Source organism: Pseudomonas monteilii, assembly GCA_001534745.1.
Lineage (GTDB): Bacteria > Pseudomonadota > Gammaproteobacteria > Pseudomonadales > Pseudomonadaceae > Aquipseudomonas > Aquipseudomonas alabamensis.
Genome location: CP013997.1, coordinates 2,060,205 through 2,072,703, shown reverse-complemented (window position 1 = coordinate 2,072,703; position 12,499 = coordinate 2,060,205). Strand labels below are relative to the sequence as shown.

The 12,499-nt window shown below is 66.9% G+C and carries 9 protein-coding genes; 3 read left to right on the top strand and 6 right to left on the bottom strand.

The window, feature by feature from the left end:
- Positions 1 to 234: 234 nt before the first annotated feature.
- On the bottom strand, positions 235 to 1,101 hold the full coding sequence (locus APT63_09040) for a hypothetical protein (GenBank protein AMA47836.1): 867 nt from the start codon (positions 1,099 to 1,101) through the stop codon (positions 235 to 237).
- Positions 1,102 to 1,844: 743 nt separating this feature from the next.
- Here APT63_09040 and APT63_09035 point away from each other — a divergent pair.
- Entirely contained in the window at positions 1,845 to 2,183 is a 339-nt protein-coding gene (locus APT63_09035; protein ID AMA45761.1) for a hypothetical protein, read from the top strand.
- 70 nt (positions 2,184 to 2,253) lie between these two features.
- On the opposite strand, the gene APT63_09030 is transcribed toward APT63_09035, so the two are convergent.
- Positions 2,254 to 3,891 (bottom strand): phosphoglucomutase, encoded by a 1,638-nt coding sequence (locus APT63_09030; GenBank protein ID AMA45760.1) that lies wholly within the window; start codon positions 3,889 to 3,891, stop codon positions 2,254 to 2,256.
- A gap of 402 nt (positions 3,892 to 4,293) precedes the next feature.
- Between APT63_09030 and APT63_09025 the strand changes: the two genes are divergently transcribed.
- Entirely contained in the window at positions 4,294 to 4,590 is a 297-nt protein-coding gene (locus APT63_09025; protein AMA45759.1) for a transposase, read from the top strand.
- Positions 4,587 to 5,441, top strand: a complete 855-nt coding sequence (locus APT63_09020) for an integrase (GenBank protein AMA45758.1) — start codon at positions 4,587 to 4,589, stop codon at positions 5,439 to 5,441. The genes APT63_09025 and APT63_09020 overlap by 4 nt, the downstream gene beginning before the upstream one ends.
- Before the next feature lie 260 nt (positions 5,442 to 5,701).
- Here the strand turns inward: APT63_09020 and APT63_09015 are convergent, their stop codons facing one another.
- The 4 genes from APT63_09015 to APT63_09000 form a co-directional block, all read right to left on the bottom strand.
- On the bottom strand, positions 5,702 to 7,963 hold the full coding sequence (locus APT63_09015) for an ATP-dependent DNA helicase (GenBank protein AMA45757.1): 2,262 nt from the start codon (positions 7,961 to 7,963) through the stop codon (positions 5,702 to 5,704).
- Positions 7,960 to 9,615, bottom strand: a complete 1,656-nt coding sequence (locus APT63_09010; protein ID AMA45756.1) for a nuclease — start codon at positions 9,613 to 9,615, stop codon at positions 7,960 to 7,962. The genes APT63_09015 and APT63_09010 overlap by 4 nt, the downstream gene beginning before the upstream one ends.
- 72 nt (positions 9,616 to 9,687) lie before the next feature.
- Positions 9,688 to 11,073 (bottom strand): hypothetical protein, encoded by a 1,386-nt coding sequence (locus APT63_09005; GenBank protein ID AMA45755.1) that lies wholly within the window; start codon positions 11,071 to 11,073, stop codon positions 9,688 to 9,690.
- Positions 11,070 to 12,356 (bottom strand): hypothetical protein, encoded by a 1,287-nt coding sequence (locus APT63_09000; protein ID AMA45754.1) that lies wholly within the window; start codon positions 12,354 to 12,356, stop codon positions 11,070 to 11,072. The genes APT63_09005 and APT63_09000 overlap by 4 nt, the downstream gene beginning before the upstream one ends.
- Positions 12,357 to 12,499 lie beyond the last annotated feature (143 nt).

Sequence of the window (12,499 nt, the reverse complement as noted above, 5' to 3'; positions counted from 1 at the left end):
CTCCCACAAGCTGCTTGCGCAGCCCTGCCTACATTGACGGCTGCAGGGATCTGGGTGGGAGCTGGCTTGCCAGCGATAAGGCCCTGCTAGGTGCCGCATGCGGTTGGGCATGTGCCGAGTAGTGAAAGACTGGCCGCGAAGCTCAGTCACCTGTGGGAGCGGGCTTGCCCGCGATGACGCCAGTGGCCTCACCGCCCGTTCAAGCTGTGCCCTGCCTTCCAGGCCCACTCCACCTCAGGCCCCCGGCTTGCTCTCGGCCACCGTTTCCGCGTCGGGCTGCCCGGCCTGTGGCGTCAGGTGCAGGATCCGGTCACGTCCCCCTTCGGCCAGCAGGTAGCCGCCCTCTCCGTCCGGCACGATCGCCTGGGGCGCCTTGAGGAAGGTCAACACCGTGTGCTGATGCCCCTGGGGGTCGATGCGCAGCAACCGGGCGCGGTGGGTGGAGTCCTCGCTGATCCACAACCCACGCTGGTCGCACATCAGGAAGGTCGGGTTGCGCAACCCGGCGACCACCACTGGGTCGCGCTTGTCCGGGGTCAGGGCCCGTACCTGGCCAGCGGCCTTTTCGGTGTAGAGCAGACGACCCTCGCCACAGCGCGTCAGGCCTTCGCCCTCGGTCAGCCCCGAGCGCAACACGTCGAGTGCACCCGTGCGCCAGTCGTAGCGCATCAGACGGCCATCGGCCTTGCGGTCCTCGATCGCGTACAGGTGCTGGGCATCGCTCCACAACCCCTGGACGTTCTCGCCCTCGAACAGGTGGGTGACCTGGCCATCGCGCGACAGGCTGACCGGCGCCTTGCCGCCCTCCTGGCTGAACACCCAGCCGCCTTGGGCAGCGATCATGCCGTCGGGCTTGGACAGGCCCTTGACCATCACCTCCCGCTCGCCCTCGCGGGTGATGCGCAGGATACTGCCCTGCCCGTCCTTGAGCTCGCGGCTGACCAGCAGGCTGCCGTCGGCCAGGGGCACCAGGGAGGCGGCCTTGTCGACCGATCCGTGCACCACCTCCACGGCCCAGCCCTTGGCAGCCTGGACCGGGTAGAAACTCTGCCAGGCAAAGAAGCCCAAGGCACTGACCACCACACCGGCTGACACCAGCATGACGCCTTTGATACGCCGCGTACGAACGCCCACTCACCTTTCCTCGTGTGTCGATGGTGGGGGCATGCTAGCAAGGGGATGTGAAAATTGTGTCGGGTGGGGGGTGGGGGGTGCAAGCTGCAAGCTGCAAGCTGCAAGCTGGGAAGGGTGGTGCGTTGAGAACGGTGTAAGGAGCCAACCGGATTTGGCTGGTTTTGTGGGCCCGTTGGGCCCAATCGCGGCACAGGGGCCGCTCCTACACCCGTAGTTACACCGTGGCGTGGCATAGGGGCCGCTCAACCCATAGTTACACCGCGGCGATGCAGGTCATCGCGGACCCTGTAGGAGCGGCCCCTGTGCCGCGATCGGGCCCAACGGGCCCGTAGAATCAGCCACACCGTCTCTACCCTTGGCCATGACGTACAGCCCTACCCGCTTGCAGCTTGCAATTCGCTGCTCGCTGCTCCCACAGTTGACCGCGACGACCTGCAACCCTGCGGTGGGGCTACGGGTGTGGGAGCGGCCCCTGTGCCGCGATCGGGCCCAACGGGCCCGTAGAATCAGCCACACCGTTTCTACCCTTGACCATGACGCACAGCCCTACCCGCTTGCCGCTTGCCACTTGCCACTTGCCACTTGCCACTCACAACTTAAACCTTTTCCTACAACCTCTTGGGAATCCACAACATTGTCAGGCCTGCGCCCCCTACCCATGATCAAGCGCTGGCCCGGCCCGGGCCTACCGTCTGTGAGAATCCGCCCTCATGCCCACCCGCGACCCCGCCCTTCACCCCCTGCGCACCGCCCTGCGCGCACTGGTCGATCACGACCTGCACAACCCGGACGACGATCCGCACCTGAGCGGTGTGCTGTTCTTCTGTGCGACGGATGAACGTAGCCGACAACTGATCGAACAGGTCGAGCTGCTGGCCTACGACGCGTTGATTGATCCTGTCGGGCAACCGATTCACGCGCGTCTGGAGAACATCTCGGAGGGAGGCATAACGGCGTCGGTCGGCCCCCGTGGCGCCGAGCATGAAACGGTGATCGAGATCGCCCTGGCCGGCAAGGGCGTGGTGACGATCAAGGCGGCGCAGTCGTGATGTCCGGCCGCCAGGGCGACGACCGGTCGATGATGCGGGCCCCTTCGACCGGGGGGGCCCATCTGCCCCATCAGGCGATGGCAGCGTCCACCAGCACCTGGGCTTCTGCCACCAGGCGCTGCAGGTGCGCCTCGTCGATGAAGCTTTCGGCGTAGATCTTGTAGATGTCTTCGGTGCCCGACGGCCGTGCGGCGAACCAGCCATTGGCGGTCATCACCTTGAGGCCACCGATGGCCTGGTCGTTGCCGGGCGCATGGCTGAGGATCTGCTCGATGGCTTCGCCGGCCAGTTCGGTCGAGGTGACCTGCTCGGGCGCCAGCTTGCTCAGCAGGGATTTCTGACGGGGATCGGCCTTGGCTTCGACGCGGGTGGCGTACGGACGGCCCAGCGCCTCGGTCAGGTCAGCGTAGGCCTGGCTCGGCGTGCGTCCGGTGCGGGCGGTCATTTCGGCCGCCAGCAGCGCCGGGATCAGACCATCCTTGTCGGTAGCCCACACCCCGCCGTCCATCCGCAGAAACGACGCGCCCGCGCTCTCTTCCCCACCGAAGCCCAGGGAGCCGTCGAACAACCCTTGGGCGAAGTACTTGAAGCCGACCGGCACTTCGTGCAGACGACGCCCCAGCCGCGCGGTGACGCGGTCGATCAGGCCACTGCTGACTACGGTCTTGCCCACCGCCGCATCGGCGCGCCACTGCGGGCGGTGACGGAACAGGTAGTCAATGGCCACGGCCAGGTAGTTGTTCGGGGCCAGCAGGCCGTCGGCGGTGACGATGCCGTGGCGGTCGTGGTCCGGGTCGCAGGCGAAGGCCACGTCGAAACGCTCGCGCAGGCCGATCAGGCCCTGCATGGCGTGCGGCGAGGACGGGTCCATGCGGATCTGGCCGTCCCAGTCGACGGTCATGAAGCGGAAGGTCGGGTCGACCTCGGTGTTGACCACTTCGAGGTTCAACTGATAACGGTCGGCGATGGCCTGCCAGTAGTGGACGCCAGCGCCGCCCAGGGGGTCCACGCCCAGGCGCAGGTTGGCCTGGCGAATGACGTCGAAGTCGATGACGTGCTGCAGGTCTTCGACGTAATGGGCGATGTAGTCATGGCGCTGGGTGGTCGGTGCGACCAGGGCCTGGGCGTAATCCATGCGCTTGACGCCATCCAGGCCGGCGGCCAGCAGTTCGTTGGCCTTGGCCTCGATCCACTTGGTCACGTCGCTGTCGGCCGGGCCGCCATTGGGCGGGTTGTACTTGAAGCCGCCACTCTGCGGCGGGTTGTGCGACGGGGTGATGACGATGCCGTCGGCCAGGCCCTGCTGGCGGTCGCGGTTGTAGCAGAGGATCGCATGGGACACCGCCGGGGTCGGGGTGTACTCGTCGTCCTTGGACAGCCTGACCTGCACGCCATTGGCGGCGAGCACTTCCAGCGCGCTGGCGGCAGCAGGTGCGGACAGGGCATGGGTGTCGGCACCGATGAACACCGGGCCGTCGATGCCCTGGGCCTGGCGGTACAGGCAGATGGCCTGGGTGATCGCCAGCACGTGGTCTTCGTTGAAGCTCGATTCCAACGAGGTGCCGCGGTGACCCGAGGTGCCGAACGCCACGCGCTGAGTGGCCACGCTGGCGTCAGGGCGGTGGGTGTAATAGGCGGTCAACAGGCGGGGAATGTCTACCAGCACACTGGAAGGTGCTGGCTTGCCTGCCAAGGGACTGAGCGTCATGAAAACCTCGTGTTCTGGAGTGTGGGGGGTTGGAACACGCAGTGTACTGAGAGTTCTCGGGCGCGGCGAGGTGATGTGGGGCAAGGGGCTGGGCGTTTGTGCGGTGGGCGATGCGTTGGATCTGTTTGGGGGGGACGAGCGAGATGGGTGGTGCTTTGGGAAGGGCGTCAGGGGGATAGTCGGGCTTGGCTGATTTTGTGGGCCCTGCGGGCCCAATCGCGGCACTGGGGCCGCTCCTACACCCGTAGTCATACCGCCGTGATACAGGCGATCGTGGTCCCCTGCGGGAGATGGGTGGTGCTTTGGGAAGGGAATCAGGGGGATCGTTAGGATTGGCTGATGAGCTGGTCTAATGGCCCCGGACACCTCAATAGGTGAAAATACCCCTACTGAGGAGTTTTCATGACCAAGAAATACAGACAATTCGATGCTGCGTTCAAGCTGGAGGTTTGCCGGCTGATCGTCGACCAGGGCCAGAGTGTGAACTCGGTGTGCATGGATCTGAGCCTGAGCGACACGGCCGTGCGCCGCTGGGTTCAGCAGTACAAGGCCGAGCAGCTGGGTGGTCCGGGCATCGGCAAGCCGCTTACCAGTGAGCAGCAGCGGATTCGCCAGCTGGAGCAGCAGGTTCGCGAGTTGAAGATGGACAACGACATCTTAAAAAAAGCTACGGCCTTCTTTGCCCGCGAATTGAAGTGATCCACCAGCTGGTTCACCAATTGCAACGCAAGGCCTACCCGGTGGCACGTGTCTGCCGGGTACTGCGGATCAGTCGCTCGAGGTTCTACGAAGCCCGTCAGCAACAAGCCAGACCGCGTCCGGCCTGTCCGATCACTGCCCGGCTCAAGGCCACCTTCGAATCCACGGAGCGCTGCTACGGAAGCCGCCGCCTGCTCGGCGCACTGCGCAATGAGGGCATGGTCATCGGTCGCTTCAAGGTCCGCAGCCTCATGAAACAACAGGGCTTACGCCCAGTCTGGAAACGCAAGTTTGTTCATACTACCAACAGCAAGCACAGTTACCCGGTCGCCCCAAACCTGCTCAACCGCCAGTTCACGCCAGCAGGGGTCAATCAGTCTTGGGTAGCTGACATCACGTACATCCGTACCCGCAGCGGCTGGCTGTACCTGGCCGTGGTCATGGACTTGTTCTCGCGCAAGATCGTGGGTTGGGCGATGGCGCCGCACATGCGTGCCGACCTGGTATGCAATGCCCTGCAACTGGCGATTGCGCAACGGCAGCCGCCACCGGGCCTGATTGCCCACTCTGACCGCGGCAGCCAGTACGCCGGCGTTGCCTATCAGAGTCTGCTGGCGCGGCACGGCATGCACTGCAGCATGAGTCGCAAGGGGAACTGTTGGGACAACGCCGTGATGGAGCGCTTCTTCCTGAACCTGAAGATGGAGCGCGTCTGGCGCAAGGATTGCGCCAATCATGGCGAGGCGATCAAGGACATCACGGACTACATCATGCGCTTCTACAACAGGACACGGTTGCACTCGACACTAGGCTACCTGGCTCCGAATCAATACGAGCTGAAGGCCGCCTGAAAATCACCGATCAAGGTGTCCGGAAAAAGTTGACCACCGCATGATTTTATGGGCCCTGCGGGCCCAATCGCGGCGCTGGGGCCCACACAGGGGACCGCGATAGTCTGCAACCCCGCGGTGGGGCTACGGGTGTAGGAGCGGCCCCAGTGCCGCGATTGGGCCCGCAGGGCCCACCAAAACACGCAAGGTAAATGGCGCATGGATAGCGCAAAAAATGCTTTCCTCAAGGGATGAAGGTACCCATTCCCCTGTACACGCCCCTACCCCTCAGGACACTGCCACCACGACGGAAACATCTGCCGCACCCGCGCTTCGGCGAAGCGTTCGTCGATCAGCACCAGCGTGCCCTGGTCGTGGTCACCCCGGATCACCCGGCCCGCGGCCTGGATCACCTTGCGCACCCCGGGGTAGAGGTAGGCGTAGTCGAAGCCCGCACCGAACTGGCGGCCCAGGCGCTGCTTGAACTGCTCGTTGATCGGGTTGACCTGGGGCAGCCCGAGGGTGGCGACGAAGGCGCCGATCAGCCGCGTACCGGGCAAATCGACCCCCTCCCCGAACGCCCCGCCCAGCACCGCGAAACCGACCCCCTGCCCGTCCGGCAAGAAGCGCGCCAGGAAGGCCTCGCGTCGCGCCTCGTCCATGCCCGGCGCCTGCTCCCAGCGCGGGATCGAGGGGTGAAGCTCGGCCAGCAACCGCGAGACCTGTTCCAGGTACTCGAAGCTGCTGAAGAACGCCAGGTAGTTGCCCGGTTGCCGTGCGTACTGCTCGGCGATCAGCTCGACGATCGGCGCCAGCGACGCCTGCCGCTCGCGGTAGCGCGTCGACACATGGCTGGCGATGCGCACCTGCAGCTGCTCGGCCCGGAATGGTGCGGCCACCTCCAGCCAGGCCGTGTCGGCGGGCATGCCCAGCAAGTCGGTGTAGAACTGCCGCGGCCCGAGCGTGGCGGAGAACAGCGTGACGCTGCGGGCGGCGCTCATGCGCGGCGCCAGCAACCGGGCCGGAACCACGTTACGCAGGCACAAGGTGGCCAGCCGCCGCTTGCCCGGCCCTTCGCGTACGCTGATGTCGAACAGGAAATGCTCGTCGAACAGTTCGGCCACGCGGGTGAACTGCAAGGCATGGAAGTAGAACGCCAGCAGGTCCGGCTCGATGCCGACCGGGGCCTGGTTCATCTGCTCCTGCACCACCCCGACGAAACGCTGCAAGGCGCGCAGCAGAGGTTCGGGCACCGCCGCACTGGCCTGATAGGGCGCGCGCTGTTCCTTGTACAGGGCGTTCCAGGCGCGATTGAGCCCGTCCAGCACGCCGGTCAGCCCCGCCGGCTTGCGCTTGCGCAAGGTGGCCAGCTGGCCCTGGTCAAGGCTGGCGCTGTACATCTGCCGCCCGCGCTCGACCAGGTTGTGCGCCTCGTCCACCAGCACCGCCGTGCGCCACTGGTTGGCCTGTGCCAGGCCGAAGAGCAAGGCGTGGGCATCGAAGTAGTAGTTGTAGTCCGCCACCACCAGATCGGCCCAGCGCGCCATCTCCTGGGCCAGGTAGTAGGGGCAGACCTGGTGCGCCAGCGCCACCTCGCGCACGCCGGCCTGATCCAGCAGAGGCCGTTGGTTGGCTGCCTCGCGTGCCGCGGGCAAGCGATCGTAGAAGCCCTGGGCCAGCGGGCAGGACTCGCCGTGACAGGCCTTGTCCGGGTGCTCGCAGGCCTTGTCGCGGGCGATCAGCTCGAGGGTTCGCAACGCCGGTTGTGGCGAGGCCTCGGTCAACTGGCGCAGCGCGTGCAGGGCCAGGGCGCGGCCGGGGGTCTTGGCGGTCAGGAAGAAGATCTTGTCGAGCCGCTGCGGCGTGGTGGCCTTGAGCAGCGGAAACAGCGTGCCGAGGGTCTTGCCGATGCCGGTGCTGGCCTGGGCCATCAGGCAACGCCCGGTGCTGACCGCCTTGTACAGGGTCTCGGCCAGTTGTCGCTGGCCCTGGCGGAACGCGGCGTACGGGAACTGCAACGCCTGCAAGCCCTCGTTGCGCGCCAGCAGCCGCTGCTCCTGGGCCTGGGCCCAGCCAAGAAAATACCCGCAGACCTTGTCGAAGAAGCGCTCCAGGTCGGTTGCCTGCCAGGACTCGTTGATCACCGTCTGCCGGTCGCTGTCGACGTCCAGGTAGACCAGGGCCACCTCGATGCGCTCGAGCTGCCGCGCCTGGCACAGCAGCCAGCCATAGACCTTGGCCTGCGCCCAGTGCAGTTGCCGGTGATTGTCCGGCTGGCGCGAGAGGTCGCCGCGGTGGGTCTTGATTTCTTCCAGGCGGTTGAGCGCCGGGTCGTAGCCGTCGGCCCGCCCCCGTACCCTTAGGCTCTGGTACTGCCCTTCCAGCGCGACCTCGGCCTCATAGCCGGCGCCCCGACGCGCCACCACGCGGCGATGGCCGTCGATGCCCTCCTGGGCGGTGGGCGATGGGGTGAAGCGCAGGTCCAGGTCACCCACCTTGGCACTGAACTCGCACAGGGCACGCACGGCGACGGTGTAGCTCATGAAGCGGCGTTGTCCCAGCGCACGTGGCAGACGTCCACCGGCAAGCCATGCTCGCGGCAGAACTCCAGCCAGCGCAGCTGGTTGTCCTGCAGGCGATCGCCCGGCCCCTTGACCTCGATCATTCGGTAACGGCCTTCGTCGGGCCAGAACTGGATCAGGTCCGGCATGCCGGTGCGGTTGTTGCGGATGTCCTGCAACAGCCGGATGAAGCACGCCTTCAGGTGCGCCGGCGGCAGGCAGCCCAGGGCCTGGTCGAGCAACTCGGGCGACAGCGCCGGCCAGCAGACGAAGGGCGACTGCAAGCCTTGCTTGGCCTGGTGAACCTGGCGGATGACCTCGGCATGGGTACCGGCGTCGAGCCGGGCGAAACACGCCTCGAAGGCTTCGGCGCGGCGCAGCTGGAAGTCGGCTTCGTGCAGGTCCTGCGGCGCGCTCTGGAACGGGTGGAAGAACGCACCCGGCACAGGCGAGAAGATCACCTCCCAGCACAGCAGCCCGAACAGCCCGTTGAAAAGGGTGTTCTCCACGTAGTGCACCTGCCCGCCATGCTCCTGGTGCAGGTACTGGCCGACCGCGCGCTCGACCCCGAGGCTGGCGTGCTCGGCCGGCAACACCAGATGGATCAGGTTGGCCGCCGGCGCCTTGCGACGTGAACGCGGCGCGCCGCCCAGCTTGCGCGCCAGGCGTGGCAGCATGCGTTCGAGGGCCTGCACTTCCAGGGCATTGGCCGGGGCTTCGGCCACCTGGGTGGCGAAGGCATGGGCGGCGTCCCACTGCTCGCTGCGCTCGAGCACACGCACCTGACGGATGCGCGCCTGCGGGTGCTGGCACTCGGCGTAGATGGCCGTGGCCTGCTCCCAGTCGCCCAGGCGTTCGCACTGCTGGCCGAGGCCGAACAGCAGACGCGCCCGGCGCCGAGCCAGCCAGGGGTTGTCGGCGGCAAGCGCGGGTAATGCGGCGAACACCTGCTGCGGCGTGGCACCCTGCTCCAGTTGTTCGGTGCAGGCATGCAGCGCCATGGCCGCGGTCACGTCTTCACGGCTGCGCAAGGCCCGCGAATCAGCGCTGAAGGCCACCTGCTCGTAGCGGGCGAAGCCCAGGTCGGCCAGCACGAACTCCGACCAGTCCTGGTACAGGTTGCCGAAGAACAGCAGCCGCAGCCGATCGCACAACGCTTGCAGACGCCACTGCACCACACGCTCAGGAAAGGTCGGGAACCACGACGCCAGGGTGCGCGGCGCCAGTTCCAGGGCCAGCAGTTCGGCCAGCAGCTCGTGCTTGAGCGCCTTGGGCCGGCTCAACTGCCCGGCGAAGCACCGCGCCAGCTCATCCTTGCGCAGCAGACCAAACAGCTGCTCGACGCCCAGTTCGATCTGCTCGGCCACCCAACCGGTGTCGAGCAAGGGGGCCAGGGCCGCGTGCGTGCAGCCGATCTCGGCGTACTGGAGCTTGTCGGTACGAAACAGTTCGCCCTTGCGCATGACCATGCGCACCAGCAAGGCACGCGCAGGGCGTGGTAACTCGGCGAACGTGCGGATGAACGCGCGCTCCTGCTCGTCGAGCAGGTCGGCGTAGCGCAGCTCGACCCAGTCGAGTACCTGTTGGAAGTTGTACAGGTAGTAGAAGGGTTCTTCGACGGAATGGGCGATCACGGTAGACAGGCGGCAAAGGGATTGACGCACTGGTTATACATACAGACGGCGGCGCCAGGCAAATCGGCTGGATCAGCGGTCAGGCTGTCGATGCCGTGCCAGCCGTTGCCGCAGCAGGCCCACGGCCTGGCGCAGGTCGTTCAGGCGGCCGCCCTCCCAGGCCAGCAGGATGTACTGCCGGTGCCAGCCCCGCGCGCTGAACATCGGCCCTGGCGCGGCATGCAGGCCCTTGGCCGAGAACTCGCGCAGCACACGCTGCACATCGGTCTCCTGGTAGACCCGCCCCCACAGCCCGCGCCCGCCCGAGGGACGTTCGAAGGCCAGTTGCCCCGGCACCTGCCGGGCGATCTCCGCGCACAATGCGTCCATCCGCGAAGCCAGCTCGCGACGCACCACCTGCAGGTGGGCATCGACCTGGCCCTTGACCAGCAACCGTGCCAGGGCGTGCTGGCGCAGGGGCGGCAGGCGGAAGTCGCGCCAGATGAAGGCCTGACGTACCGGCTCGTGGTCGCTCAGCACGTAGACGTAGGGCGCCTCGGCGCCGACGCAGGCCTGCAACGAGCCAAGCACCAGCAGGCGCTCCGGGTCGAGCGCATCGCGCAACCGCGCAACCGGTGGGCCATCGAAGCAATGCTCGCTGTCCAGGTCGTTTTCCAGTACCCAGACCCGGTGCTGATCGAGCAACGCCGCCATGGCCCGCTGCGCCGTCATCGACATCACGCGCCCCAGCGGGCTGGCCAGGCAGGACGGCAACATCGCCAGCCCGATCCGCTCGTGCCGCAACAAGTGCGCCAGCGCGCACAGATCCGGACAACCCCGGGCGTCGAGCGGCAGCTCGACGACGCGGCGACCGGTCTGGTTCAGCAGCCACAGCAGGCGGGCGCAGACGGGCGATGGCACCAGGATGGCTTCGTTCTCCAGGTGCAGGGCCGCGAACACGGTTTCCAGCAAGGTCTGCAGGTCGGTCGCCAGGTAGACGTCCTCGGCGCTCCAGCAATGCACCGACGACTGCGTGTAGCGCGTGGCCAGGGCGCTGCGCAGCATCAGCTCCCCGGCCAGGCGCCGCTCGTGCACGCTGCGGCTGCCCTGACGCGCCAGACGCCGCTCCTCGGTGAGCAGTGCATGGTCCAGCGCCGGCATGGCAGGCAGCGGCGGCTCGAGCAAGTGCAGGCTGTGGTGGCCGGCCGAGATCGCCGGCGCGGGAGGACGTGCACGCTGCGCACCGTCAATGGAACGGTTGATGTAATAACCGGACTTGGGCACCGACCGCACGTAGCCTTCATGCTCCAGCTGGTTGTAGGCGTGCTGCACGGTCGAGAGCGAGACTTTCAGGCGCTTGGCCAGATCGCGCAGCGAAGGCAGCTTGGGCTCGTTGCACACCGTGTTGTGCCGGGTCAGCGTCAACAGATAACGGTACACGGCTTGGTAGGCGAATTCGCCCCGGCTCGACTTGCTCATCGGGCCGCCACCTGCGAGGTCGGACTCGCGTTGACCGTCAGGCCGCCGCGGGCCCAGTCGGGCAGCTCGCCCTGGCGCCAGGCCAGGTGCGCGAACAGGTGCCGCCACCCCTGTGGCCGCCCCGGGTCGGCGTACAACGCTTGCAGGGTATCGACCGGCAGCCCGGTGGCCGTGGTCAGCCAACGGCCGGCCGCTTCCGGGCAAGGTCGGCCCTGCAAGGTCTGATGCAACAAGGGCAGTGCCACGCGCATCTCGGGGTAGCAGCGCCTGACGAAGGCCTCCAGCCCCGCGCCACGGCCTACGAACGGCGCGCTGAGCAGGCAGTCGAGCTGCTGGGGCGACAGCGCATGGGCGCGCAGGAACACGCGGTAGGCCTCTTCGCGCCAAGGGTCGCCCGTCCGGGTGACCGTGCACGGCAGGGACGGCTCCCGAAACCCGTGACATGGCCCTGAGTCGCTCACCGTAGCCTGGGTGGGGTCGTCGGGCAGCAGGTCGGCCAGATCGACCACCTGCAAGCGCGGCTCGTTCGACACCGGCTCGTCCACGTGTGCCAGCGCAGGCTCGGTACCCAGGCAATGGGCCGGCAGGTGTTCGTAGACCTGGGTCAGGTTGTCCAGCAGGCTGCGCGCGCAGTAGCGCACCCAGCGGTCATCCGGCAGGCCCATCGCCCGCCGGCAGCGTTGGCTCCAGGCCAGCAACCGGCGTTGCTGGGCCAGGGATAGTTCGGTGGCCAGCACATCCACGGGCCCCTCGTGGTCCAGCGCGGCCCGGCATGCCCTGGCCTGGGCCAGCACGTGCCAGCCCTCGAGCACCCGTTCGGGCTGGCCGTGGCAGAGGTGCCCGAGGGTCAGCAACCGCTCGCGCCCCACGGCATCGAGCTGCGGGTCGAGCAGGCGCCGCGCGCAGAACGGCACGATCTGGCCCCCGTCGACCATCAACAGCTCGACGCGTGGGTCGTCCTCCAGGAACAGTCGGCTGAAACAGCGCTCCAGCCGCTCGCCCAATGGCATCTGGCGCCCACCCCGGGGCAACAGCAGCACCCGCAGCGCGAAGGTCGCCGACCCGCGGCTGGCAAGGCTCAGCTGCGCCGCCCGCAGGCACGCCAGGGCATGGCTGCCGCGGTCGTCACCGCTGTACGGGAAGAACACCCGAAAGCGTGCGATCTCGTCGGGCCCGCCGGCTGCAACCACCAGGCGCTGGACCAACAACTGCAATGCAGCGCGCTGGGGTCGGCTCATGTCGTCCAACACGCGCTCGAGGACTTGCTTGTATATGTATCGCATAGCCTGGTCATGAATCGTACTTGCCATGTCATGCACCTCCTTGGCAGCTGGGCTCGCTCTTCACGCGACACGTCATTGAATGAAAGCGCTCTTCGAAAACGAGCCATCTCAGGCGCATCGTGGCCGAGACAGCGGTAATCGAC